At 69.2% G+C, this 24,846-nt stretch carries 24 protein-coding genes; 10 read left to right on the forward strand and 14 right to left on the reverse strand.

Going from position 1 to position 24,846, the window contains the following annotated elements:
• The first annotated feature begins 38 nt into the window (after positions 1 to 38).
• A complete protein-coding gene (locus M3190_RS12680; RefSeq protein ID WP_251582226.1) occupies positions 39 to 1,850 on the forward strand; it encodes a glycoside hydrolase family 15 protein in 1,812 nt (603 codons plus the stop codon).
• Positions 1,851 to 1,888: 38 nt separating this feature from the next.
• Positions 1,889 to 2,785 (forward strand): SDR family oxidoreductase, encoded by an 897-nt coding sequence (locus M3190_RS12685; RefSeq protein ID WP_251582228.1) that lies wholly within the window; start codon positions 1,889 to 1,891, stop codon positions 2,783 to 2,785.
• A 57-nt stretch (positions 2,786 to 2,842) separates the two neighbouring features.
• On the opposite strand, the gene M3190_RS12690 is transcribed toward M3190_RS12685, so the two are convergent.
• The 3 genes from M3190_RS12690 to M3190_RS12700 are packed head-to-tail and all read right to left on the reverse strand — an operon-like array spanning position 2,843 to position 5,968.
• Complete coding sequence (locus M3190_RS12690) at positions 2,843 to 4,372, reverse strand: tripartite tricarboxylate transporter permease (RefSeq protein WP_251582236.1); 1,530 nt, start codon at positions 4,370 to 4,372, stop codon at positions 2,843 to 2,845.
• A 1-nt stretch (position 4,373) separates the two neighbouring features.
• Complete coding sequence (locus M3190_RS12695; protein WP_251582238.1) at positions 4,374 to 4,958, reverse strand: tripartite tricarboxylate transporter TctB family protein; 585 nt, start codon at positions 4,956 to 4,958, stop codon at positions 4,374 to 4,376.
• The gene (locus M3190_RS12700; protein ID WP_251582240.1) at positions 4,955 to 5,968 is read right to left on the reverse strand and encodes a tripartite tricarboxylate transporter substrate binding protein; all 1,014 of its coding nucleotides are present in this window, start codon (positions 5,966 to 5,968) and stop codon (positions 4,955 to 4,957) included. Before M3190_RS12700 ends, M3190_RS12695 begins: the two co-directional genes overlap by 4 nt.
• A gap of 138 nt (positions 5,969 to 6,106) precedes the next feature.
• Here M3190_RS12700 and M3190_RS12705 point away from each other — a divergent pair, with 138 nt between their 5' ends.
• Both M3190_RS12705 and M3190_RS12710 read left to right on the forward strand, forming a co-directional pair.
• Complete coding sequence (locus tag M3190_RS12705) at positions 6,107 to 7,372, forward strand: ATP-binding protein (protein ID WP_251582242.1); 1,266 nt, start codon at positions 6,107 to 6,109, stop codon at positions 7,370 to 7,372.
• On the forward strand, positions 7,369 to 8,082 hold the full coding sequence (locus tag M3190_RS12710) for a response regulator (RefSeq protein ID WP_251582244.1): 714 nt from the start codon (positions 7,369 to 7,371) through the stop codon (positions 8,080 to 8,082). The genes M3190_RS12705 and M3190_RS12710 overlap by 4 nt, the downstream gene beginning before the upstream one ends.
• A 7-nt stretch (positions 8,083 to 8,089) precedes the next feature.
• On the opposite strand, the gene M3190_RS12715 is transcribed toward M3190_RS12710, so the two are convergent.
• From M3190_RS12715 to M3190_RS12725, 3 genes are read right to left on the reverse strand one after another with little or no spacing between them, the layout of a single operon-like run.
• Positions 8,090 to 8,680, reverse strand: a complete 591-nt coding sequence (locus M3190_RS12715) for a hypothetical protein (RefSeq protein ID WP_251582246.1) — start codon at positions 8,678 to 8,680, stop codon at positions 8,090 to 8,092.
• Entirely contained in the window at positions 8,677 to 9,213 is a 537-nt protein-coding gene (locus tag M3190_RS12720; protein WP_251582248.1) for an RNA polymerase sigma factor, read from the reverse strand. Before M3190_RS12720 ends, M3190_RS12715 begins: the two co-directional genes overlap by 4 nt.
• A gap of 39 nt (positions 9,214 to 9,252) precedes the next feature.
• The gene (locus M3190_RS12725; RefSeq protein WP_251582250.1) at positions 9,253 to 9,915 is read right to left on the reverse strand and encodes a TetR/AcrR family transcriptional regulator; all 663 of its coding nucleotides are present in this window, start codon (positions 9,913 to 9,915) and stop codon (positions 9,253 to 9,255) included.
• A 125-nt stretch (positions 9,916 to 10,040) separates the two neighbouring features.
• On the opposite strand from M3190_RS12725, the gene M3190_RS12730 reads away from it, so the two are divergent.
• The 3 genes from M3190_RS12730 to M3190_RS12740 are packed head-to-tail and all read left to right on the forward strand — an operon-like array spanning position 10,041 to position 13,151.
• A complete protein-coding gene (locus tag M3190_RS12730) occupies positions 10,041 to 11,324 on the forward strand; it encodes an extracellular solute-binding protein (protein ID WP_251582728.1) in 1,284 nt (427 codons plus the stop codon).
• Between the two features lie 5 nt (positions 11,325 to 11,329).
• Complete coding sequence (locus M3190_RS12735) at positions 11,330 to 12,256, forward strand: carbohydrate ABC transporter permease (protein WP_251582252.1); 927 nt, start codon at positions 11,330 to 11,332, stop codon at positions 12,254 to 12,256.
• A gap of 1 nt (position 12,257) precedes the next feature.
• The gene (locus M3190_RS12740; protein WP_251582254.1) at positions 12,258 to 13,151 is read left to right on the forward strand and encodes a carbohydrate ABC transporter permease; all 894 of its coding nucleotides are present in this window, start codon (positions 12,258 to 12,260) and stop codon (positions 13,149 to 13,151) included.
• A 1-nt stretch (position 13,152) separates the two neighbouring features.
• On the opposite strand, the gene M3190_RS12745 is transcribed toward M3190_RS12740, so the two are convergent.
• The 6 genes from M3190_RS12745 to M3190_RS12770 form a co-directional block, all read right to left on the reverse strand.
• A complete protein-coding gene (locus M3190_RS12745) occupies positions 13,153 to 15,393 on the reverse strand; it encodes a glycoside hydrolase family 3 N-terminal domain-containing protein (protein ID WP_251582256.1) in 2,241 nt (746 codons plus the stop codon).
• The gene (locus M3190_RS12750) at positions 15,390 to 16,415 is read right to left on the reverse strand and encodes an ABC transporter permease (RefSeq protein ID WP_251582258.1); all 1,026 of its coding nucleotides are present in this window, start codon (positions 16,413 to 16,415) and stop codon (positions 15,390 to 15,392) included. The genes M3190_RS12745 and M3190_RS12750 overlap by 4 nt, the downstream gene beginning before the upstream one ends.
• A gap of 2 nt (positions 16,416 to 16,417) precedes the next feature.
• Positions 16,418 to 17,497, reverse strand: coding sequence for an ABC transporter permease (locus tag M3190_RS12755; protein WP_251582260.1), 1,080 nt, complete (start codon positions 17,495 to 17,497; stop codon positions 16,418 to 16,420).
• A complete protein-coding gene (locus tag M3190_RS12760; protein ID WP_251582262.1) occupies positions 17,494 to 18,303 on the reverse strand; it encodes an ABC transporter ATP-binding protein in 810 nt (269 codons plus the stop codon). Before M3190_RS12760 ends, M3190_RS12755 begins: the two co-directional genes overlap by 4 nt.
• Positions 18,300 to 19,124 carry an ABC transporter ATP-binding protein gene (locus tag M3190_RS12765; protein ID WP_251582265.1) on the reverse strand — a complete coding sequence of 275 codons (825 nt, stop codon included), beginning with the start codon at positions 19,122 to 19,124 and terminating at the stop codon, positions 18,300 to 18,302. The genes M3190_RS12760 and M3190_RS12765 overlap by 4 nt, the downstream gene beginning before the upstream one ends.
• A gap of 88 nt (positions 19,125 to 19,212) precedes the next feature.
• Entirely contained in the window at positions 19,213 to 20,880 is a 1,668-nt protein-coding gene (locus M3190_RS12770; protein WP_251582267.1) for an ABC transporter substrate-binding protein, read from the reverse strand.
• 182 nt (positions 20,881 to 21,062) lie between these two features.
• Between M3190_RS12770 and M3190_RS12775 the strand changes: the two genes are divergently transcribed.
• The 3 genes from M3190_RS12775 (at position 21,063) to M3190_RS12785 (ending at position 23,477) form a co-directional block, all read left to right on the forward strand.
• Positions 21,063 to 21,701, forward strand: a complete 639-nt coding sequence (locus M3190_RS12775; protein WP_251582269.1) for a TetR/AcrR family transcriptional regulator — start codon at positions 21,063 to 21,065, stop codon at positions 21,699 to 21,701.
• Positions 21,702 to 21,790: 89 nt separating this feature from the next.
• Positions 21,791 to 22,219: a YciI family protein gene (locus M3190_RS12780; protein ID WP_251582271.1), complete on the forward strand. Its 429-nt coding sequence runs from the start codon at positions 21,791 to 21,793 to the stop codon at positions 22,217 to 22,219.
• Between the two features lie 7 nt (positions 22,220 to 22,226).
• Entirely contained in the window at positions 22,227 to 23,477 is a 1,251-nt protein-coding gene (locus M3190_RS12785; RefSeq protein WP_251582273.1) for an RNA polymerase sigma factor, read from the forward strand.
• Between the two features lie 69 nt (positions 23,478 to 23,546).
• Here M3190_RS12785 and M3190_RS12790 read toward each other — a convergent pair whose 3' ends face one another.
• A complete protein-coding gene (locus M3190_RS12790) occupies positions 23,547 to 24,017 on the reverse strand; it encodes a GbsR/MarR family transcriptional regulator (RefSeq protein ID WP_251582275.1) in 471 nt (156 codons plus the stop codon).
• Positions 23,984 to 24,829 (reverse strand): alpha/beta fold hydrolase, encoded by an 846-nt coding sequence (locus tag M3190_RS12795; protein ID WP_251582277.1) that lies wholly within the window; start codon positions 24,827 to 24,829, stop codon positions 23,984 to 23,986. Before M3190_RS12795 ends, M3190_RS12790 begins: the two co-directional genes overlap by 34 nt.
• Positions 24,830 to 24,846 lie beyond the last annotated feature (17 nt).

Raw genomic sequence — 24,846 nt, forward strand, 5'->3', positions numbered from 1 at the left:
GGGACACGATCCGTCGCCGTCCCGGGAAGACTCGCGGCATGCCGCCTTCCGACGACACCGCTCCCGGCCAGGATCTGCGCAGCTATGCGCCGATCGGCGACGGACGGACGGTCGCGCTCATCGGGCTGCGGGGTCAGATCGACTGGATGCCGCTGCCCGGCGTCGACGATCTCCCGATCTTCGGGCGTCTGCTCGACGACGACGCGGGCGGCTGCATCGAGCTCGAGCCGGTGGAGGAGTACGACGTCCGACGGCGGTACCTGCCGCGCACGAACGTCCTCGTGACCACGTTCCGCACCCCGTCGGGCACGGCGACCGTGACGGACGCGCTCGTGACGGGCGTCGCGGGACGCCTGCCGTGGGCAGAGCTCGCCCGCCGCGTGGACGGCGTGGAGGGAGAGGTCGCGTTCCGCTGGCGCGTCCAGCCGGGCACGTCGCTGAAGACGGCGGCGCCATGGCACGATCGGGCGAACGGACGCAGCATCCTGCGGTCGGGACTCACGACGATCGGTGTGACGGGCCGCGACCACGGGCCGGAGCCGGCCGCATCCGCCGACGGCATCGCGACAGGGCTGGCGGGCGGCTTCACGACCGAGAGGGGCAGCCGACACCTGCTCATCGTCGTCGGGACCCATGACGAGCCGATCCACTTCCCCGACCCCGACAACGTCGACCGCGGCATCGACCGCACGATCGAGGCGTGGCGCGCGTGGTCGCGGGAGTTCTCGTACGACGGGCCGTGGGCGACCGACGTGCAGCGCAGCGCGCTCATGCTCAAGCTCCTGATCCACAGCCCGACCGGTGCGATCGCCGCCGCAGCGACCACGTCCCTCCCCGAGAGCCTGGACGGGCAGAAGAACTGGGACTACCGGCTCGCCTGGGTGCGCGACCTCGCCTACACGCTCGACGCCCTCGTCGGGTTCGGTCTGCGGGAAGAGACCCATGCCGCGATCTCGTGGCTTCTGCGGACGATCCGACGCCACGGTCCGGAGCTGCACGTCATGTACACGCTCGACGGCGAACTGGATGGGCACGTCACGGAGTACGACGTCCCCGGCTGGCGGGGCGTCGGGCCTGTCGTGACCGGGAACCCGGCCCGCGAGCAGGTCCAGCTCGGGGTGTACGGCGACCTCTTCGCGATCTGTCGCGCATACGTCGAGGCGGGGAACGCTTTGGATGTCCAGACCGGACGGATGCTCTCGATGTACGCCGACAAGGTGTGCGACTCATGGCGCAACCCCGACTCGGGTATGTGGGAGCTCCCCGAGGAGCGGCACTACGTGTCGTCGAAGATGGGCTGCTGGCAGGCGCTGAACGACGCCGTCCGCCTCGCGGAGCTCGAGCAGATCCCCGGCAGCAGCGAACGATGGGCGGCCGAAGCGCAGCTCGTGCGCGAATGGGTGGAGGAGCACGGCTGGTCGGAGTCGCGCGGCGCCTACGTCATGGCCCAGGGCAGCCGCGACCTCGACGCCTCCGTCCTGCTCCACTCTCTCAGCGGATTCGACCGCGGTGAGCGGATGTCGCGCACCATCGACGCGCTCTCGGGGGAGCTCGGCGAGGGACCGCACCTGTTCCGCTACACGGGGATGCGCGACGAGGAGGCCACGTTCGTCGCCTGCGGCTTCTGGCGCGCCGCAGCGCTCGTCTGCGTCGGACGCCATGACGAGGGCATCGCCGCGATGAACGAGCTCGTCGCCTCCGGCAACGACGTCGGGATGTTCGCCGAGATGATCGACCCCGACGACGGCGCCTTCCTCGGCAATCTGCCGCAGGCACTGAGTCACCTGGCGCTGATCCGCGCCGCGCTGACGATCCGCGAACTCGTCGGCGACGACGCCGACGGCCGCTGACGACCACCACGACCACCATGAAGAAGAAGGAGAGCACGATGGCACGCGACCAGTACACGTTCACGAATCCGGTGGAGCTCTACGCGCACATCGAACCGCGCAAGAGTCACCAGGAGGAGCCCGGCCTCGACGCCGACCTCGCTCCCCAGGCCGACCTCGGCGAGGACACCTATCGCGGGACGGGCCGGTTGACGGGGCGAAAGGCCCTCATCACCGGTGGCGACTCCGGCATCGGCGCCGCGACGGCGATCGCCTTCGCCCGTGAAGGGGCCGATGTCGCCCTGTCCTACCTGCCGGAAGAGGAGGAGGACGCGCAGCGGATCGCCGGCATCCTGCGTGAGGCCGGTGCCAACGTCCTCACCCTGCCGGGCGACCTGAAGGACAAGGACTACTGCGTCGGCCTCGTCGCGCAGGCGGTCGAGGGCCTCGGCGGCCTCGACATCCTGGTCAACAACGGCGGCAAGCAGATCTACAGCGAGGACATCACCCAGCTGGACGACGAGCAGTTCGACCACACGTTCACCACCAACGTCGACGCGATGTTCTGGATCACCAAGGCGGCCGTTCCCCACCTCCCCGCGGGATCGACCATCATCAACACGACCTCGATCCAGGCGTACTCGCCGTCCGAGACCCTCGTGGACTACGCCTCGACGAAGGCGACGATCAACGCCTTCACCAAGGCGCTCGCCCAGCAGCTCGCACCCAAGGGCATCCGCGTCAACGCGGTCGCTCCCGGGCCGGTCTGGACCCCGCTCCAGGTGACGGACGGTCAGCCGCCCGAGAAGCTCGAGCAGTTCGGCGAGGACACGCCGCTCGGACGCATGGGACAGCCCGCGGAGCTCGCTCCCGCGTACGTCTTCCTCGCGTCGCCGGAGTCGAGCTACGTCCTCGGCGAGACGCTCAACGTCAACGGCGGGATGCCGACCCCCTGACGATCGCATGACGAAGGCCCCGTCGCATCGCGCGGCGGGGCCTTCGTGGTGTCCGGGTCAGGCGTCGACGAGCTCCTTCGCGTCGGCCTTTGCGCGCTTGCGGGCGACGATCTTGCTGCGGACCGAGAACACCAGCACCGCCGCGAGCAGCGCGTACAGCGTGATCGAGATGGGACCGTGGACGAGCACGGTGAAGTCGCCGTTGGCGCTCATCGCGGCATCCCGCAGGCTCGTCTCGGCGAGGGGACCGAGGACCATGCCGATGATGAGCGGGGCGAGTGGGAAGTCGAGCGCCCGCATGAGGAACCCGAGCAGGCCGATCCCGAGCAGCATCACGAGGTCGAAGGTCGACCCCGACGTCGCGTAGATGCCCAGGGCGCAGAAGAGCGTGATGCCGGCGTAGAGGTACGGGCGCGGGATGAGAAGGAGCTTCGCCCACAGCATCGCGAACGGGAGGTTCAGGATCAGCAGCACGACCATGGCGATGAAGAAGCTCGCCAGGAGAGCCCAGACGAGGTCGGGGGCCCGGTCGAACAGCAGCGGTCCGGGCTGCAGTCCGTACTGCCGGAAGGCGGCGAGCATGATGGCCGCCGTCGCCGAGATCGGCAGGCCCAGCGCCAGCAGGGCGCCCATCGCCATACCCGTCGTCGAGTTGCCGGCCGCCTCCGGGGCGGCGAGGCCGCGGATGGCGCCCTTGCCGAACATCGGGTTCTTGCGACGCGCGTCGAGGCGCTTCTCGAGGCCGTAGGCGAGGAAGGTCGGGATCTCGGACCCACCCGCGGGGACGACACCGAACGGCAGGCCGATCGCGGTGCCGCGCAGCCACGCGGGAGCAGCTTCCTTCAACTCGCGGCGGCTCAGCCACGGGCGACCGGTGGGCTTGATGAGCGCCTTGTCCGTCATGTGCCGCTCGAGGCAGGCGACGTAGATCACTTCACCGAGCGCCAGGATCGCGACCGTGACGGTGACGAGCGAGATGCCGTCGAACAGATTGGGGGAGTCCATCGTGAACCGCGGCGCCCCCGAGACGCCGTCGATGCCGATGACCGCGATCCCGAGACCGATGAACAGCGACGTCAGACCCTTGATCGCGCTGTCGGCGACGACCGACGAGGTCGCGGCGAACGCGAACACGGCGAGGGCGAAGAACTCCGCCGGCCCGAACCGGCTCGAGAAGTCCGCGAGCGCGGGAGCGACGAAGACGACGACGATCGAGGCGACCATGCCACCGATGAAGGCTCCGATCGCAGCCGTGGCGAGGGCCTGCGCCGCCCGGCCGTTCAGCGCCATCTTGTGCCCCTCGAACGTCGAGGCGATGGCGGACGCCTGGCCCGGCGTGTTCATGAGGATGCCCATCGTCGAATCGCCGAAGAGGCCTCCGAAGTACACCCCCGCGAACATGATGAACGCGGCGGTCGGGTCGAGGGAGAACGTGATCGGCAGCAGGAGGGCGACGGCCATCGACGAGCCGAGGCCGGGGAGCACGCCGACGGCGGTGCCCAGGAGGCACCCGATCAGCACCCACAGCAGGTTCGCGGAGGTGAGGGCACCGGCGAAGCCTTCGCCGAGGAGTGTCAGGACGTCCATGTCAGAAACCTCCGAGGATGCCGGACGGGAGGGGCATCCCGAGGGCCATGTCGAAACCGATGTAGGCGAGGGAGCTCAGCGTGAGTCCCACGATGAGGCCCCGCAGAGGCCGGGTCGCGCCGAACGCCCGCGAGACGCACCAGAAGAGGAGCCCCGCCGCGAGGATCCAGCCGAGGACCTCGAGGAGGAACGCGAAGGCGAGGAAGGACAGCACGACCCAGGCGAATGAGCGCAGGTCGACGCGGACGGGGCGCGGGGCCTCCTCGCCCGTCCGCTCGGCCTCGAGCTCGGCGGTGAGCGCGTCGGGCGTCGCGCGCACCTCTCGGACCGCGCCAACGGCGAGCACCGCCGCGAAGGCGTAGAGTCCCGCCGCGATGATCCCCGGGAAGAACTGCGGACCCGGGAAGGCCGCGCCCTCGGGGACGCGCATCGTGAGGATGCCGATCACGAGATACGTCGCGAAGGCCATGAGGACCAGCGGCATCGTGAGGCCCTTGAGCAGGGCGGCGAGGCCCGGGCCGGAGACCAGGCGGAGGCGCTGGCCGACGACGGCGGACGCCGATGTGGGGTTGGCGGGGAAGCTCACAGACCCATCTCCTCGTACAGTTCGCGGATGCGGACCTCTTCGTCCTTCAGGAAGGCGTCGAGGTCGTCACCGGTGATGATCCGTTCGGTCCAGTGGTAACGCTCCATGGCGTCGGCCCACTCGGGGGTCGCGATGCTGTCGAGCACGAGCTCGGTGAGCGCGTCGCGCTCCTCGTCCTCCAGGCCGGTCGGGGCCGAGAGCGACCGCCAGTTGGTGAGGGTCACGTCGTGGCCCTGCTCGACGGCCGTCGGGATGTCGATGCCCTCGATCGGCTCGTTCGCCACGAGTGCGAGCGCGCGCAGGCGTCCGGCCTCGATCTGGTCGATGTTGTCGGGGTACCCGCCCGCGGCCGCTTTCGCGGTGCCGTTGAGCAGGGCCTGGATGGCCTCACCGCCGCCGTCGGAGGAGATGTAGGTCGTGTCGACGGGGTCGATCCCGGCGGACAGTGCCAGATCGGTGACGACGAGCTGGTCGAACGAGCCGCCGCCGGTCCACGGCAGCGCCTTCGGATCCTCCTTCCAGGCCTCGACGAGATCGTCGAGCGTCTCGTACGGGGAGTCGGCCGGCACGACGATGACGTCGTACTCCTCGACGACGACCGCCAGCGGGGTGACGTCTGCGAGGGTCGCGGCGGAGTCGAACTGGATCGTGGCGGCGAGCAGCCCCGTACCGCCGACGAGCATGTTGTTCGGCTGTCCCTCGAGCACCGAGACGTTCCCGAGTGCGATCGTGCCGCCGGCGCCCGGCATGTTGACGACCTGCACGTTGTTCACGAGGCCGTTCGCCTTCTGCGCCTGCTGCAGCTCGCGGGCGACGCCGTCCCACCCGCCTCCTGCGGCGGCAGGCGCGACGATCGTCATGGACGCGCCGACCTCGCCCCCGGTCGAGGCGGAGACGACCGATCCGGTGGCGGCCGTGCCGATGGCGGCGGCGGCGATCACACCGCCGACGATCTTGCCGACCACATGTCGGGCGCGACGCGGCGGCGCGGGTGTGTCTGTCTGGGTCATCGTTGCTCCCTCCGCGCGGACATCGTCGTCTCCGCGCGATCGAAATAGGATGACAGCGCGCGGCGACGGGCCGGCATCCGCCGTCAGTTGTTCTCTTAAACGCTCACGCGTCGCGCGACGGACGAGGAGTGGTGCACGATGACGTCTCCGCTGCGGCCCCGCACGGTGCGGTTGCTGCTGCTCGTGCTGCCCTCGGTCGTGGGTCTCGCCGCCCTGTCGGCCACGGTGGCGGTCGCGATGGACGTGCAGGAGCGCACGATCCGCGAGGCGACCGCCGAGCGCGTCATGGGCGTCGCGCAGAGCATCGCCGATCTCGAGGACGTGCGTGCGACGCTGTCGGCGGTGACGGATGCCGGTACCCCGGCGGATCTCGCCGACGCGACCGACCTCGCCGCGGCCACGGCGGCGCTGCAGCCGCTCGCCGAGCTCGTCGCGGCATCCGCGGGGGTGTACTACGTCGTCATCACCGATGACGAGGGGGTGCGGATCACGCATCCCTCTGCGTCCGAGCGCGGGGTGCAGGTGGAGACGACGAACGCAGCGGTCCTCGCCGGTGAGACGTTCCTCGGCACCGAGCGCGGCGCCTCCGGTCCGTCGCTGCGGGCGAAGGTTCCCGTGCGTGCCGACGACGGCGGGATCGTCGGGATGGTCGCGGTCGGTGTGCTGGAGTCGAGCATCGCGGAGGATCGCGACCACGCGCTCGCGGGGCTCCTCCCGTGGGGGATCGGGGCGCTGATCGTGGCGACCCTCGCGAGCTCTGCGCTGACGGCCGCGGTCGAGCGCCGCTTCCGCCGGGCCGATGTCGTCGCCGCCGAGAACGCGCAGATGGCGCGGACGACGGCGGCGTTGCGGGAGCAGTCGCACGAGTTCCGTACGAGATTGCACGTCATCCACGGGCTGGTCTCGCGCGGGGACGACGCCGCCGCCCTCGGCTACATCGAGGACGTCGTCCCGGTGCGATCCGCCGAGAGCCGGGAGAGCGACGCCGAGCCGGTCGCGGAGGCGACGATGCACGCCGTGCGCGCCGAGCTGCTCGACCTCGGGGCGCAGGCCGAGTTCGACCTGGTCCTCGACGGAGATCTCGACGAGGGCGCGGTCTCGGTCGTGACGAACCTCTGCCGCAACGCGGGCGAGGCCGGGGCGACCCGCGTGCGGTGCGTGGTCCGCGGCGAGGGCGGACGCCTGCGGGGCGCCGTCGAGGACGACGGCCCGGGGGTCGATCCGCGGGTCGCGGGCCGGATCTTCGGACAGGGGTTCTCGACGAAGGTCGACTCGACGGGATTCGGGCGCGGCTACGGTCTCGACCTCGTCCGCCGGACGGTGACGTCGCGCGGCGGCACGATCGAGGTCGGTCCGTCGTCGCTCGGCGGCGCTCGGTTCGCGTTCGAGATGGAGCGGGTGTGAGCGCCGCGCCGATCCGGGTGCTGGTCGTCGACGACGACCAGGGTGCCCGCGCGCTGCACTGCCGGTTCGTGGACGCCGTGCCCGGCTTCACCGTTGCGGGTGCCGTCGGCACGGGACGGGATGCGATCGTGCAGACCCGGGCGGGGGTGGACCTCGTGCTGCTCGATATGCGGCTGCCCGACGTCAGCGGCATCGAGGTGCTGCATCGCCTGCGGACCGTCGGCGATGTCGGGCCCGACGTGCTCGTCATCAGCTCCTCCCACGATCAGACCACCGTGCGACAGGCGCTCGCCGCCCGCGTGGTCGGCTACCTCGTGAAGCCCTTCACCGAGGCGGCTCTGCGTGAGCGATTGGAGCGCTATCGCGAGGAGCGCCAGGCGCGATCGGATGCGGGCCGCGACCGCCCGCTCGCGCAGGGCGAGATCGATCGCCTGCTGGCGACCGGCGGCATCCGGACCGTCCCGGCGTCCACCGGCGGATCGCGCCCGCTGCCGAAGGGGCTCGCCGCGCCCACCTTGGCGCGCGTCCTCGAGGCGCTCGACCCGGTCACGGGGCGTTCGGTCCTCGAGGTGGCGACGGCGTGCGATCTGTCGCGCGCCACGGCGCACCGCTACCTGACGCATCTGGCCGAGTCCGGCGCGATCGCGGTGTCGCACCGCTACGGTCGGCGCGGCCGCCCCGAGGTGCTGTACCGTCTCGCCCCGGTCTGAGCGGGGCTCAGCCGGGGAACGCCTCCTGGTACAGCGCCTCGAGCTCGGGTGAGTCGACGTCGCTGACGCCGCAGGTCGCGACGACGCCGTCCGTGGCCGCGATCAGGTAGGTGGTGCCGTCCTCGAAGACGATGGGGGCTCCGTCCACCGCGGTGTCCTCGCCCTGGGCGACCTCGACCGTGTTGCCGACCTCTCCGGCGAATCGGTCGTCGACGCTCAGCGTGACGACGCCGTCGTCGATCGAGGTGACGGTGGCGCGGAACGCATCCTCCGCCTGTCCGATGACCTCGGGCGTGGTCTGCGCGCACATGGCGGTGAGGCCGCCGCCGGGGGCGAGCTCGAGGCGCGTCGGTGCGGCGGGCGACGTGAGCGCCATCGGCAGGAGGAGCGCGGCGGCCGCGGCGGCGACGACGATGCCGCCACCGGCGACGAGCCAGCCGCGGCGTGACGTGCGGGCGCCCGCGGGCGCGAGTTCGGTGCGGGTCATGGTGTCCTCCGTCAGTCGGGTGAGCCGGTCCTCGCGCAGGGGCGCGAGCGACGCGGAGGGATCGGCGCGACGGATCAGTCGTCGCAGGTCGTCCTGATCGTGGCTGCTCATCGTCCGCTCCTCTCCTTCACTTCGACATGTCCGGCGGATGCCGCTTCCTTACGCCACGCGTCGGCGAACTTCTTCCGGGCGCGGTGCAGCCGGACGGTGGCGGCGTTCGCGGTGATGCCGAGGACGACGGCGATCTCGCGCGGCTCGAGCTGCTCCCAGGACCACAGACGCAGCACCTCGGCATCCGCCGGGCGCAGCGACCCGAGGACCTGCCGCACGGCGTCGTCGATCCCGTCCTCGGCGACGGGCGCCGCTTCGTGCGGCGGATCGAGAATCCGGATGCGGCTGCTCAGCCGCTCGCGTCGACGCGCGGCGCGCTCGGTGTTGGCGAGCTGCAGCCGTGCGATCCCGATCGCCCAGGCGATGTGCTCGGCGGGGATGTCGTCGAGGCGCCGCCACAGCGCGAGGAGTGTCTCGGAGACGACGTCGTCGACGTCGGCCGCGGGCGCGCGCCGGTGGGCGTACCGGCGCACGGGCTCGATGACGTCGCGGGCGATCTCCTCGAAGCGCCGGCGGCGGTCTGCGTGCGACATGGGCCCCATGCTCCAGCATGTCCGGCACGGCGCCCGTTCTTACGCGTCCGTGTCGTCGGCTCCCGTGTCGTCCCTGGCCGGGATCTCCAGGAGGTGCAGGAAGTCCTCGAAGAGGCCCTCCATGTCGACGGCATCGGGGTCGAGCAACCACTGCAGCTGCAGACCGTCCATCATCGCTGTCACGAGCTGACCGACCCGCTGAGGGTCGAGGTCGGCGCGCAGCTCGCCCTGCTCCTGCAGACGTGTGAATGACTCGTCGTCCTGATGCCGGATCGCGCGGTAGCGCTCGCGGAACGACTCGTGTGCCGGATGCTGCGGGTCGGTCGCTTCGGCCGAGAGCACGACGTGCAGCGCCACGAGTCCGGGGGAGCGGGTGTTGCGGGCGACCTGCTCGCGCATCGTGTCGACGAAGCTGACACCCGCGGCCTCCGACTGCTCGCGCCGGTGCCGGTCGATCTCGTCGCGTTCGGCGATGGTGGCGGCGAGCAGGCCCACCTTCGACCCGAAGTGGTGGAGGAGGCCTGCATCCGAGATGCCGACGCGCCGGGCGATCTCGCGGAGCGACGTGCCGCGGTATCCCTGTTCGCCGAAGACCTCGACGGCGGTCTCGAGGATCGTCGATCGTCGCTTGTCGCCGCGCACCCGGCGCAGGTCGGGTCGCACGGGGGACTCAGTGGGGGTCTCTTCGGCTGCGTTGGTCATGGCCTGCTCTCTTGCGAGGTCGATGCCCGCCAGTTTATGCTCAACAAACTAAGCGAGCAGTCGCTAAGTTAGTTTTCCGACCAGCTGCCGCTGCGTCAAGACTCGATGAGGAGGAACCCGTGAAGATGCGCAACAAGGCACTCGCGTTCGGAGCGATCGGTGTGGTGGGCATGCTGGCCCTGGCCGGATGCGGCCGCGCCGACGACGCCGGCCAGGGCGGCGGCGGTGGCGAGGCTGCGACGGTCGACGATTCGCCCGCGACGGGCGACATCGAGATCTGGGCGATGGGCGAGGAGGGTGAGAACCTCGGCGACTTCGCCGACGCGTTCATCGACGAGAACCCCGACGCGAGCGTCACGGTCACCTCGATCCCGTGGACCGACGTCATGACCAAGTACCAGACCGCGGTCGCCGCCGGCACCGTTCCCGACGCGATCATGATCGGCTCGTCGCTGCTGCCCTCCATGGTCGCCGCGGGCGGCCTCGCGCAGGTCCCGGACGACCTCGTCGACGACGACTCCTTCAACGAGACCGCACTCGAATCGACAGAGGTCGAGGGCACGGCCTATGCCGTGCCGTGGTACGTCGAGACGCGCGTCATGTACTACCGGACCGACCTCGCCGAGCAGGCGGGCGTCGAGGCCCCGAAGACGTGGGACGACCTCACCGCCTTCGCGAAGGCGATGAAGGCGAACGGGTCGGACTACGGCATCCAGCTGCCGATGGGCGACGCCGAGGACTCGACGCAGATCATCCTGCCGTTCTATGCACAGGCCGGCGGCGACGTGCTGAACGACGCCGGCGACGCGTACGCGTGGGACGAGGCCGCTCTCACCGACGCCCTCGAGTACTACGCCTCGTTCTTCACCGAGGGTCTCGCACCCATGTCCGGCTACGGCGACGAACAGACGGCGGCGTTCGCGAACGGCTCGAACCCGGCGTTCATCTCCGGGCCGTGGATGGTGGGCGTGCTCGGCGACCAGGAGTCGCCGGAGTGGGTCGACGAGAACGTCGGCACGGCTCCCGTCCCGGCGGGTGCCGATGGCAACGACTCGTACCTCGGCGGCGGGCACCTCGGCGTCTTCGAGGACGCCGAAAACGCCGACGGCGCGTGGAAGCTGATCACATGGCTCTCCGAGCCGGAGACGCAGCAGCGGTGGTTCGAGACGGTCAACGCCCTCCCGGCCGTGACCTCCGCGCTCGACGCCGAGCCGTTCACCTCAGACCCGCGCCTGTCGGTCCTGAACGACCAGCTCGAGGACACCGTGGCTCCGCCGTCGGTGCCGAGCTGGAACGAGATGTCCGCGTTCATCGAGACCGAGGCCGAGAAGGTCGCCAACGGCAGCAGCGCGGCGGACGCGGCATCCGCCATCGTCGCGAAGGCCGAGTCGCTCGGCACGGGCTGGTAAGCATCGTGGCGCTCGCCTCGACGAGCGCGGCTGGGCGGCGAGGAGGCTTCGCCGCCCAGCGGCGCCGCACCGCGGTGGTGGCGTGGCTGTTCGCGCTGCCCTTCCTCGTCGTCTTCGCGGTCTTCATGCTCGGCCCGCTTCTGGGCTCGTTCGCGATGTCGTTCACCGACCTCGGCGTGCGGGACCTGCGCTCGCCGTTCTCGGTCAACGTCATCGGGTTCGACAACTTCGTCGCGCTGTTCCAGGACGAACTGTTCATGAAGTCGATCGTCAACACCTTCTACTTCGTCGGTGTCGGCATCCCGCTCACGATGGCGCTCGGCCTGCTGCTGGCCGTCGCGCTGAACTCGGGCATCGAGAAGTTCCGGAGCGTCTTCCGGGTCGGGTTCTACACGCCGGTCGTGACCTCGATCGTCGCAGTCGCCGTCGTGTGGAAGTTCATCCTGCAGGACTCGGGCCTGCTGAACACAGTGCTCTCCTGGGTCGGGATCGACGGTCCGGATTGGTTGAACGACCCCTTCTGGGCGATGCCGTCGATCATCGTGATGGGGGCCTGGCGCAACATGGGCACGCTCATGATCATCTTCCTCGCGGGACTGCAGGCGATCCCGCGGGACGTCTACGAGGCGGCCGAGGTCGACGGCGCGAGCGCGTGGCGACGCTTCACGAGCATGACGCTGCCGCTCATGCGGCCGACGCTGCTGCTGGGCGCCGTGCTGCTGTCGGTCGGCTTCCTGCAGGTGTTCGAGGAGCCCTTCGTCATGACGCAGGGTGGCCCACTGAACTCGACCCTCACCATCAGCTACTACGTCTACAACCAGTTCGGGTACGGCGACTACTCGCTCGCGTCGGCGGCGGCCTACGTGCTGTTCGCTTTCATCGCGGCTCTGTCGGCCGTGCAGTTCCGGCTGCTGCGATCGAAGGACAACTGACATGGCGATCACGACGGTGACCGAGCCCGAGAAGGCCGCAGTGACGACGGATGCCGCGCCTCGCCGGCGCCGGCGCTCGCCCGGCTGGTCGCGGGGTGCCACCTACCTCGCGCTGACGGTCGGGCTGATCCTGACGCTCGCGCCGTTCATGTGGATGCTGCTCGGCAGCTTCAAGACGCAGGGCGAGCTGCTGCAGCGGCCCATCACCTGGTGGCCCGAGCAGGCGACGCTCGACAACTACTCGCAGTGGCTGACGCAGCTGGACTACGGCCAGTTCTTCCTGAACTCGGTGGTCGTCGCGCTCGTCGTGGTGGTCGGCAACATCGTGTTCTGCTCGATGGTCGCCTACGCGCTCGCGAAGCTGGATTTCCCCGGCAAGAAGGTGCTGTTCGGTCTCGTTCTGCTGACGCTCATGGTTCCGGGTGTCGTGACGCTCGTGCCGATGTTCGTCCTCGTCGCCAACATGGGGCTCGTCAACACGTACCCGGCGCTGATCCTGCCGTTCCTCGCGGGACCGCTGGGCGTCTTCCTCATGCGGCAGTTCATCATGGGTGTGCCGGACGCCCTGATCGAGGCGGCGCGCATCGACGGTGCGGGGGAGTGGCGCATCTTCCTGCGTGTCGTCCTGCCGCAGTGCGGCCCGCCGATCGCGACGCTCGCGATCCTCACCTTCCTCGGCTCGTGGAACAACTTCCTCTGGCCGCTCGTGGTGGCGCAGACGGAGCAGATGTACACCCTTCCCGTCGCGCTGTCGCTCTACTCGGTCGGCTCGAACGGGACGTACTACGGCCTGCTGATGGCAGGGTCGGTCCTCGTCGTCACGCCGATCCTGCTGCTGTTCCTTTTCCTCCAGCGCTACTTCGTGCAGGGCATCGCGATGACGGGACTCAAGTAGGTCAGCGGATCTCGAACGAGACCGCCTGCAGCACCTCGAGGCGTGACGACGGTCCGATGAGGAGCTCGAACTCACCCGCTTCGACGATGCGGGTGCCGGCGGCATCCACGATCGTGCACTCCGCAGCGGGCAGCTCGATCTCGACCGTCGCCTCCGCGCCGGGGGCGAGGTCGACGTGGCGGTACGCCTTGAGCTCGCGGTCGGCCCAGCTGACCGAGGTCACCGTGTCGCGGACGTAGACCTGCACGACTTCGTGCGCGGGGCGCGTGCCCGTGTTGCGCAGGGTCACGCGTGCGCGGACCGTGTCTTCGGGGGAGACCACGGGGGTCACAACCTCGGGCTGGTCGTACTCGACGGTGGTGTACGACAGTCCGTCGCCGAAGGCGAACGCGGGGTCCTGCGTGAGGTCGGCGTAGCGGTCGCCGTGCTGGCCGCGGATCTGGTTGTAGTACGTCGGCTGCTGCCCGGCGTGACGGGCGAACGAGATCGGCAGGCGGCCGGCCGGTTCGATCTCGCCGAGCAGGAGCTCCGCGATCGCGCGGCCGCCCTGCATGCCCGGGTTGGCGACCCAGACGACGGATGCCTCGCGCACCGACTCCGGCAGGATGAGCGGCTTCGACGCCAGGAGCACGACGACGAGCGGCGTGCCCGTCGCGGCCAGGGCGTCGAGGAGCGCGCGCTGGCCGCCGATGAGCTCGAGCGTGGCGGTGGATCGGCCTTCGCCGACCAGCTCGATCCGGTCGCCGACGACGGCGACGACGACGTCGGAGCGCTCGGCGAGGGCGACCGCCTCGGCGATCTCGGCCTCGTCCGGGTCGCTCGGGACGACGACGGGCGGACGCGGCTGGCCGTCGGGGAACGTCCCGGCAGGGTCGTCGGTCAAGCGGAGGATCTCAGCGCCTCGCGCGTGCTCGACCGTCGCGGCCGCGCGCTCGCGCAGTCCGTCGAGGACCGTCGTGATCTGCGCCCGCGGGTGGCCGTCCGGCATCCAGTCGACCTGTCCGGACGAGCCGGCCCAGTCCCCGAGCTGGGTCTGCGCGTCGTCGGCGAGGGGGCCGACGACGGCGATCCGGCGGGTGTCGGGGGCGAGCGGCAGGGTGCCGTCGTTGCGGAGCAGCACGAGCGAGCGGCGGGTGACCTCGAGATTGAGGTCGGCGTGAGAGCCGCGGGCGACGACCGAGGCGATGCGCTCGCGATCGGGCAGACGCGGGTTCTCGAACAGCCCGAAGCGGAACTTCAGCGACAGGATGCGGGAGACGGCCCGATCGATGTCGGCCTCGGTCAGCATCCCGCGGTCGACGGCCTCGAGCGCACCGGAGAAGAACCCGGGCGTCGTCATGATCATGTCGTTGCCGGCCTTCGCGGCGGCGGCCGCCGCGTGCACGAAGTCGGGCTGCACCTTCTGCTCCCACACCATGCGCCCGACGTTGTCCCAGTCGGTGATGAGCGTGCCGGTGTAGCCCCATTCACCGCGCAGGACGTCGCTGAGCAGCCAGTCGTTCACCGTGATCGGCACGCCGTCGGTGGTCTGGTAGCCGAGCATGAAGGTGCGGCATCCCTCCCGCGCCACGCGTTCGAACGGCGGAAGGAACCAAGAGCGCAGCTTGCGGCGCGAGATGTCGGCCTCGCTCGCGTCGCGTCCGCCCTGGGTCTCGGAGTACCCGGCGAAGTGCTTCGCCGTCGCGAGGATCGCATCGGGGTCGCCGAGGCCGTCGCCCTGATACCCGCGCACCATGGCCGAGGCGAGCTCGCCGATGAGGAACGGGTCCTCACCGAAGGTCTCGTCCACACGGCCCCAGCGCAGGTCGCGTGCGATGCAGAGGACGGGGGAGAAGGTCCAGTGGATGCCGGTGGCCGCCACCTCGGCGGCGGTCGCCTTCGCGACCTGCTCGACGAGCTCGGGGTCCCAGGTCGAGGCCATTCCGAGCTGGGTCGGGAAGATGGTCGCGCCCTCCCAGAAGGAGTGTCCGTGGATGCAGTCCTCGGCCACCAGCAGCGGGATGCGCAGGCGGGTCTGCGCGGTGAGCTCTGCGGCGCGGAGCACCTTCTCGGGGGATGTGTGCAGGATCGAGCCGGCGTGCCGCTCGTGCACGATGTGCTCGAGGTCCTCGCGGGCGTCGAACTGCATCATCTGCCCGACCTTCTCGGGCAGCGTCATGCGTCCCAGCAGATCGGCGACACGCTCCTCGACGGTCAGTGCGGGGTCGAGGTAGGGGGCGGTGGGCAGGTCGACGACGGTCATGCGGTGCTGTCCTTCGAAGTGGTGCTGTGCGGTGCGGCAGAGGCGGGCGCGCGGACGACCGTGACGGCGTCGTTGACGTTCAGCCCCTTCTTCTTCATGGCGCGGGCGCGCTCGCCGGCGGAGCGCAGACGCGGGTTCACGTACTCATCGATGCCGAAGTTGATGAGCGAGAGCGCGACGCCGATCGCGGCGATGCACAGGCCCGGAGGCAGGTACCACCACCACTGGTTCTGCCGGAACGCGCCCTGCGCGCTCGCCCAGTTCAGGATGGTGCCCCAGTTGTAGGTGTTCACAGGGATGACGCCGATGTACGAGAGCGTCGTGAGGCCGAGGATCGCCGCCGTCACGGTGCCGACGAAGCTCGCGGCGATGAGTGCCATGAGGTTCGGGAGCATCTCGACGGCGATGATGCGGCGCAGGGGCTCGCCGTTGGCGCGCGCGGCCTGGATGAAGTCGCGGTTGCGCAGCGACATCGTCTGGGCGCGCAGCACGCGGGCGCCCCACGCCCAGCCGGTAATGCCGAGCACGGCGGCGATGAGGACGAGCGGCGGCTGCTCGAACATCGCCGCCACGATGATGATGAGCGGCAGGCCCGGAATGACGAGGAAGACGTTCGTCAGGGCCGACAGACCTTCGCTCTTCCAGCCGCGGACGTAGCCCGAGACCACGCCGACCACGATCGCGATGATCGTCGCGATGATGGCGGCGAGGAAGCCGACGACGATGACCCCGCGGGTGCCGTGGATGACCTGGCTGAGGACGTCCTCGCCGATGTGGGTCGTGCCGAGCCAGTGTTCGGCGGACGGCGGCTGGAACCGGGCGGTGTTGTCGACCTGAGTCGGCGAGAACGGTGCGAGGACGTCGGCGAAGATCGCGATGAGCACGAAGAAGCCGAGGATCGCCAGACCCGTGATCGACTTCGCGTTGCGGAACATCGCGAACGCCGAGCCCAGGCGCGACCAGAAGGTGTTCGGGGTGGGCTCCTGCGTGCGCGCCATGCGGATGGTGGCGGTTGCGGTCATGGTCATGCCTCCGTCTGACGGGTGCGCGGGTCGAGGAACGCGTAGGCGATGTCGGCGAGGATGTTCGCGACGAGCACCGACAGCGTGATCACGAGGAAGACGCCCTGCATGAGCGCGTAGTCCTTCGCGTTGGTGGCGTCCAGGAGGAGCTTGCCGACGCCGGGGTAGCTGAAGACCATCTCCATGACGATCGTGCCGCCGACGATGAAGCCGATCGACAGCGCGAAGCTCTGGATCTGGGGGAGCACCGCGTTGCGTGCGGCGTAGCGCCAGAGGACGCGCGAGTTCGGCATCCCCTTGGCCTGCGCGACCGTGATGTAGTCCTCGTCGAGGACCGTCAGCATCATGTTGCGCATGCCGAGCATCCAGCCGCCGAGCGAGGCGATGATGATCGTCACCGCCGGGAGCGTGCCGTGGTGGATCACCTGGCCGATGAACTCGGGGGTGAACTCGGGTGAGACCCCGACGCCGTACGCCTTGCCGATGGGGAACCACTTCAGGTTCACCGAGAAGAGGGCGATGGCGAGGAGGCCGAGCCAGAAGTACGGGATGGTGCTGAGGAACGTCGTGATCGGGATCAGCACCTCGGAGCGGCTGCCGCGACGCCAGCCGATGATGGCGCCGCCGATCGTGCCGATGAGGAACGAGACGATCGTCGCGAACCCGACGAGGCCGACCGTCCACGGCAGCGACTGGCTGATGACCTCGGTGACGGGGCGGAGGCCGTGCAGCAGCGAGACGCCGAGATCGCCGCGGAACATGAGACCCCAGTAGTCGAGGTACTGCTGCCAGAGCGACTTGTCGGTGTCGATGCCGAGGAGGGCGCGCAGGGCGTCGGCCGCCTCGGGGGTGACGTTGCGGTTGCGGGCGAGGTACTGGTCGACCGCGTCGCCCTTCATGAACCGAGGCAGGAAGAAGTTGATCGTGATCGCGGCCCACAGTGTGAACAGGTAGAAGAGAGCGCGGCTGCCGAGGAAGCGCCACGGGATGCGGGTGCGTCCCTTGACCGTCGCGGTGGCGGTGGTGCCGACCTCGAGTGCGTCGGTCGATTCGACGGGCGGTTGCGGCTGGACGGCGGTCATCGGGCACCTCCGGGCAGTCCGGGAGCCGATGCGAAGTGGCTCTCGGGGTCGGGGGACGCAGCGCGGAGCTCCTGCGTGTACGGGTTCTGCGGGCGCAGGATGACGTCGTCGGCGGTGCCGCTCTCGACGACCCTGCCCTGGTTGAGGACGAGGATCTCGTCGCTGAAGTGACGCGCGGTCGCGAGGTCGTGAGTGATGTAGAGCACCCCGAGCCCTTCTTCGCGCTGCAGGTCGGCGAGCAGGTTCAGCACGCCCATGCGGATCGAGACGTCGAGCATCGAGACGGGCTCGTCGGCGACGAGCAGCCGGGGGCGGGATGCCAGGGCCCGGGCGATCGCGACGCGTTGCCGCTGCCCGCCGGAGAGCTCGTGCGGACGGCGGTCGATGACCGAGTCGGGGTCGAGGCGGACGCGCTCCAGGAGCCGGCGGACCTCGTCCTCGACCTCGCGCCTCGGGACCACGTTGTCCAGGCGCAGCGGGCGCTCGACGTGGTGGCGGATCGAGTGGTAGGGGTTCAGCGAGGCGAACGGGTCCTGGAAGACCATCCGCAGCTGCTGGCGGTAGGCGCGCAGGCCCTTGCCTCGGCGGGGGATGGGGGTGCCGTCGAGGCGCACCTCGCCGCTCGTCGGGGTCTCGAGCTGCGTGAGGATCTTCGCGATCGTCGACTTGCCGCTGCCGGACTGGCCGACGAGGCCGATGGTCTGTCCGGAGGTCAGGGTGAACGAGACGTCGTCGAGGGCCTTCATCTGGCCGGCGCCGCGGACGTGGTAGACCTTCGTGACGCCGTCGAATTCGAGTGTGGTCATCGGACGACGACCCCCCTTTCACCGGTCAGTCGCGGGAACGAGGACAGCAGGGTGCGCGTGTACTCGTGCTGCGGGGCGGTCCAGATGCGCTCGGCGGTGTCGATCTCGACGATCTCGCCTTCGCGCATGATGGCGATGCGGTCGCTGATCTCGAGGAGCAGCGGCAGGTCGTGGGTGATGAAGATGACGGAGAAACCGAACTCGTGGCGCAGCTGCGAGATCTGCTTGAGGATCTCGCGCTGCACGAGCACGTCGAGCGCGGTGGTCGGCTCGTCCATGACCATCAGCTGGGGGCGCAGGGCGAGCGCCATCGCGATCATGACGCGCTGACGCATGCCGCCGGAGAGTTCGTGGGGGAAGGAACGGCTGCGGGCGGCGCCGACCTTGACGATCTCGAGAAGCTCGTTCACCGCGTCACGTCGCGCGGCGCGGCTCATGTCCGGGCGGTGGACCTCGAAGACGTCGGAGAGCTGCGAGCCGATCGTGGCGACCGGGTTGAGCGCGTTCATCGCGCCCTGGAAGACCATGGAGATCTTGTCCCAGCGGAAGCGGCGCATCTCCTCCGGGTCGAGGGAGTTGACGTCGATGTCCTCGCCGGAGACGTCGCGGAACACAACGGAACCGCTCGAGATGACGGCGGGCGCCTTGAGCAGGCGCTGCACACCGTAGGCGAGGGTCGTCTTGCCGCATCCGCTCTCGCCGGCGAGCCCCAGGATCTCGCCGCGGCGCAGTTCCAGGCTGACGTTCTTGACGGCTTCGACCGGGGGGTCGACGTCGTAGACGACGGAGAAGTCGTCGACGGACAGTAACGAATCGCGCATCGGTGCGTGCTCGCTTTCGTGGAGGTGAGCAGGGGTGGCGGGGCGGATGCCGCCGGGCCAGCGGCATCCGCCCCGTCACTCGGTCGGATTACTCGGCGGGCTTCAGCTTCGTCAGGATCTGAACGATGCCGGGCTGCGTCGGGTCACCCGCGGCGTACTGGTCGTCCTCCGAGGGCCAGCCGACGTAGTTGCGCGTGTTGAACTCGCCGAGGAGCGGGTGCGCACCGAGCGGGATGGCCGGGACGTTCTCGACGAACGCCTTCTGCAGCACGGCGCTGGCGCCCGCGCGGTCCTCATCGGAGCTCGCGTTGGCGTACGTGTTCAGCGCCTCGGTCACCTTCGGGTCGTCGAAGCGGCCGAAGTTGAACGACGCCTTGTCGTCGACGATCCACTTCGGGTCCATCGTCGACGTGTACAGGCCGTACGCGTTGCCGGTGTCCTCGAGCCAGTGGATGATCGCGTCGAAGTCGCCTTCCTGGCGGGCGGCGTCCCAGCCGCCCCAGTCGGGCTGGTCGACGTTGACCTTGATGCCGAGCGCCTTGTCGAGCTCCTCGGAGATGAGGGCCTGCTCGGTGTTCCAGTCGCTCCAGCCGGCGGGGACCGAGATCGAGAACTCGACGGCCTCACCGTCGGGGTCGGTCAGCGCACCGCTGTTCCACGTGTAGCCGGCGTCCTCGAGGACTTCCTTCGCCTTGTCGACGTCGACCGAGTAGTTGTCATCCTTGTACTCGTCGATGATCTCGCTCTCGAGCACGGAGCTGAGGCCGGTCTTGTTCCAGATCGCCTCGCTCGCACCTTCGCGGGCGATGTCGACGTAGGCCTCGCGGTCGATCGTCCATGCCAGGGCCTCGCGGAGTGCGGGGTCGTTGAACGGCTTGCGCTGCAGGTTCATGAACAGCGTGCCGGCGCCGGGGGTCGGCGAGACGAGGAAGACGTTGTCCGGGTCGGCGTCGAGGTAGCTCTGCTGGATCTGCGGGATGAACGCCTGCGCCCAGTCGGCGTCGCCGGTCGCCAGCGCGGTCGTGAGGGCCGCGTTGTCGCCGTAGGAGACGTAGTTGAGCTGCGGCACGGCGAGCTCGCCACCCCAGTAGTCGGGGTTCGCGGTCAGCGAGACGGACTCGGTCGACCAGTTGGAGAGCACGTACGGTCCGGTGCCGACAGCCTTGCCCTCGTCGGTGAGGGGGTCGGTGTTGGGGTCGGCGATGTCCTTCCAGATGTGCTCCGGCACGATCGGGGTGTGCAGGACGCGGCCCTGGGCGGTGAACTTCGAGGAGCCGAAGCTGATCACGACGGTGTCGCCGTCGGCCTTGACGTCCGTGACGCCCAGAGCGCCGGTGTCGGTGAGCTTGCCGCTGAGGTACTGGTTGAAGGTGAACACGATGTCGTCGGCGGTGAAGTCCTCACCGTCGCTCCAGGTCACGCCGCTGCGGGGCGTGACGGTGAGCTCGGTGTAGTCGTCGTTCCACTCGACCGTTTCGGCGAGCCACGGGGTGGTGCCGAGGTCGCCGGTCGGGTTGACGAGGGCGAGGGGTTCGAAGATGACCTTGCCGTAGCCGTACTTGTTGGCGGACGAGTCGCCGAGGTACGGGTTGTGCGACTCGGTCGTGATGGCGCCGTCGGGCTTGGCGATCGTGAGGGCGGCTCCCGTGCCGTTGCCCCCGGAGTTGTTGCTGGTGTTTCCACCACCGGCGGCGCAGCCGGTGAGGATGAGTGCCGCGGTGAGACCGGCGGCGGCGAGGGAGGTCTTCAGCCTCATTGCTTCTCCTTCATCAGTGGGTCCCGGCGCCGCGTTCAGACCTCCGAAGGAGTGCCACTCGGCGCTGAGTGTGATTGCATGGATTAACTTACGATCTAGTAAGTAAGTTTTCAAGCGCGGTTATCGAAGCGTTGTCGAAGCCCTGCGTACAATCTGCTCCAGCGCCGAGGAAGAGGTGGAACATGGTCGACGTCCGTCGCCAGCCGCGGTCGCGGCCTGAGACGATCGCGCGCCGGCGCGTGATCCTGGATGCCGCGCTCGACATCTTCGGCGCCAAGGGTTACTCCGGGGGCACCCTGCAGGACATCGCCGACCAGGTCGGCATGACGCACGCCGGCATCCTCCACCATTTCGGGTCGAAGGATCAGCTGCTGCTCGAGGTGTTGACTCGCCGCGATGAGACGGACGTCGCAGACCTCGAGGATCAGCACATCCCGGGCGGGATCGACCTGTTCCGGCACCTCGTGCGGACGGCGTTCGCGAACGCGCGGCGAGCGGGGATCGTGCAGGCGTTCGCGGTCCTCTCGGCGGAGTCGGTGACGGACGATCACCCGGGGCGCGCATACTTCGAGGAGCGCTATCGCAACCTGCGCCTCGAGGTCGCGACGGCGTTCGAGCGCGTGTGCGCGGAGCGGGGGATCACCTCTCCGGGCGCGATCGCCGACGGCGCAGCCGCCATCCTCGCGGTGATGGACGGCCTGCAGGTGCAGTGGCTGCTCGATCCGACCGCGATCGACCTGGGTCGCTCGTCGGAGTTCGCGATCGAGGCGATCGTCGCGGCAGTGCTCGAACCACGTGGATCGGTGCTCGCGGGCGAATAGATTCTCGGCACGATGTCGATTTCCTCACCGCCCGTTCGACGCGATAGTGAGAGGGACGAGATCGCGTCCCCCGAACTCAGGAGAAGACGATGAAGCACATGCTGATCATGCGGGCCACCCAGGCAGCCGTGGAGAACTACGAGAACATGGATTTCGAGGCGGTCATCAACGCCATGGGCGCCTACAACGAGGCGATGATGAAGGCGGGCGTCCTCGTCGCCGGCGAGGGGCTCGCGCCCGAGGCCGGGTATGTCGTGGACTTCTCCGGCGAGACGCCGGTCGTGAGCGATGGCCCCTACGGCGAGATCCACGAGCTGTTCAACGGGTTCTGGATCCTGCAGACGGCGACCGCCGAAGAGGCGATCGAGTGGGCGAAGCGGGCGCCGCTGACGCCGGGCAACAAGCTCGAGGTGCGTCGCGTGACCGACGAGTCGGACTTCGCGGACTACGCGGACAACGAGTACATCCAGAAGGAGAAGGGCTGGCGCGGCGAGCAGGCCGAGAACGCGAGCGCCTGACCCGATCATGAGCGACGCTCGGCGTGAGGTCGAGGCCGTCTGGCGCATCGAAGGCGCCCGGATCGTGGCATCCGTCGCCAAGATGACGGGCGACCTCGGCCTCGCCGAGGACGTCGCTCAAGAGGCTCTGGTCGAGGCGTTGGGTGCGTGGTCGCGCGACGGCGTGCCGGCGAATCCGGGGGCCTGGTTGACGACGGTCGCCAAGCGGCGGGTGGTGGATGTGTGGCGTCGCCGATCCACGCTCGACGAGCGATACGCCGGGATCGCGCGGGGCTTGGACGAGGCGATGGATGCCGAGTGGGAGCCCATCGACGACGACATGCTGCGGCTCGTGTTCACCGCGTGCCATCCCGCGTTGTCTCGGGAATCGCAGGTCGCGCTGACACTACGCGTGGTGGCGGGGCTGACGACCGAGGAGATCGCACGGATGCTGCTGACCTCGGTGCCGACGGTGCAGGCGAGGATCACGCGCGCGAAGAAGACGCTGGCGGCGGCGGGGGTGCCTTTCGAGACACCCGACCCGTCGGAGTGGACGGCGCGTCTGGGTGCCGTTCTCGGTGTGATCTACCTGGTCTTCACGGAGGGGTATGCGGCGACGGGGGGTGACCGCTGGGTGCGTCCAGATCTGGCCGACGAGGCGATCCGCCTCGGGCGTGTGGTGTCGGGGTTGTTGCCGCGCGAGCCTGAGGCGCTTGCGCTGCTGGCGCTCATGGAGTTCCAGCGCTCGCGGTTCGCCGCGCGTGAGACGGCGTCAGGCGGCGCAGTGCTGCTGGCGGACCAGGATCGGTCGCGATGGGATCGGGGGCAGATCGCTCGGGCGGCGGATGCATTGCGACGAGCGGATGCCGCGGCCGCGGCGCGCGGGGCCGGTCGGGGGCCGTACGCACTGCAGGCCGAGATCGCGCGATGTCATGCGCTCGCGCCGAGCGTTGCGGAGACCGACTGGGGACGGATCGTGCTGCTCTACGAGATCCTGGGGCGGGTCGCGCCGAGCCCGATGGTCGAGTTGAATCGCGCGGCGGCGGTGTCGATGGCGGTCGGTCCGGCAGAGGCGCTGGCGATCGTCGAGGAGGTGGAGCGTTCGGGCGCGTTGCGTGGTTCGCACGTGATCCCGAGCGTGCGGGGCGAGTTGCTGGCACGGCTTGGGCGGGCGGCGGAGGCACGCGCCGAGCTGCTAGCGGCCGCGGAGCTGACCGCGAACACGGTTCAGCAGGGGGTCTTGCGCGACAAGGCGGCGAGCCTGGAGGCGGGGGCGTAGTCGGGGTGGCGAGAGGTCGGCGGCCGCGCTGTGCCAGTCGGATCCGCGACGGACGACGGTCGTAGTGCGTTACGTCTGCCGCCTGGCTCGCAGTGCATGCTCTGCCGCGTCCACGTAGGTGGTGAAAAGGTTCGTCACGTCGCGGAGGCGCGCGGCGGCGCTCGGGCCGTCCGATACACGCTCGGCGGCTTCGAGTGTGCGGATGAAGGTACGGGTGCGCTCGTGGCTGGCGGCGAGAAGCTGCTCGAACCCGCCGGCAGCCTCGATGAGCAGCCTCCTGCTGCCCGGCTGTGGGAGTGTCCTCGCCAACCCCCAGGACACGAGTTCCCGGACAGCGGCGCTGACGGCACCTGAACTCAGGGAGAGGGCTTCGCGCAGCTGCTCCGAACTCGACGCCTCTTCTCGCAGAAGAAGATAGCCGTACACGCGTCCGGTAGACCGAGAGAGATGCCAGGTCGCCAGGATGTCTCCCATGGCGTTGATGAACTGATGCTGGTCGCTCGACATCACGATCGCCTGTCCGTGTCCGCGCTCGTCCATTCCTCGAGAATGTCGAGCAGAGCACGTGTGCTCTGTTCCGGCGCGTCCCATGTCACGATGTGCCCAGCCCCCGGGATCACATGCTCGGCTACGCCTTCAAAGGCGGCCCATCGAGGCATTGCGCTCGCGATGTTTCCCGTGCGGTCATCAGCACCACGGATGAGGGCCAGCAACACGTCGGCGCGAGTCTGAACGTCGGGATCGACGAATGACACCGTTGCTTTCCACACGTCCAAGAATCTCGATTTCGGCATCCGTGCGAACAGCGCCTCTGCCCAGGCAACAGCCTCCGGCGTCACTGCCGAGGCCCGAGCCATCAGACTCGGCAACTGCCGGGCCGGAACCAGCGACAGAGCCGGCGCGGCGAGACGGAGCGCGGCGCGCTCGACCATCGAGAGCGGGCCGACGTTCCACGTGGAATCGATGACGATGATGCCTCGAACTCGGTCGGGATGCTCACGCGCGAAAGCCTGCACGAGATTTCCGCCGAGCGAGTGACCGACGAGCACGGCCCGCTCCGCTCGGCACTCGACGAGCAGAGCGTCCAGGTCGTCAAGCGCGTCTCGCGCCACGAAACGGGCTCCGTCAGCGAGCACTGCCCGTGCGCGCGCATATCCCAGACGATCACACGAAAGCCATGGTCGATGAGAGCGGCAGCCTGCACCTCGAACATCGAGTGATCGAGGCCCGCACCATGAGTCAGGACCACCGGAACCCCACGATCGCCCGAGTCCGCATACGCGATGACGGAACTCGGACGAATCATGCGTCCTCTCAATTTCACCATTCTCTGAGAATAGTGCATGGTTCACCTCGGCTCGGCAGTCCC

The organism is Microbacterium oleivorans (assembly GCF_023715745.1).
Lineage (GTDB): Bacteria > Actinomycetota > Actinomycetes > Actinomycetales > Microbacteriaceae > Microbacterium > Microbacterium oleivorans_D.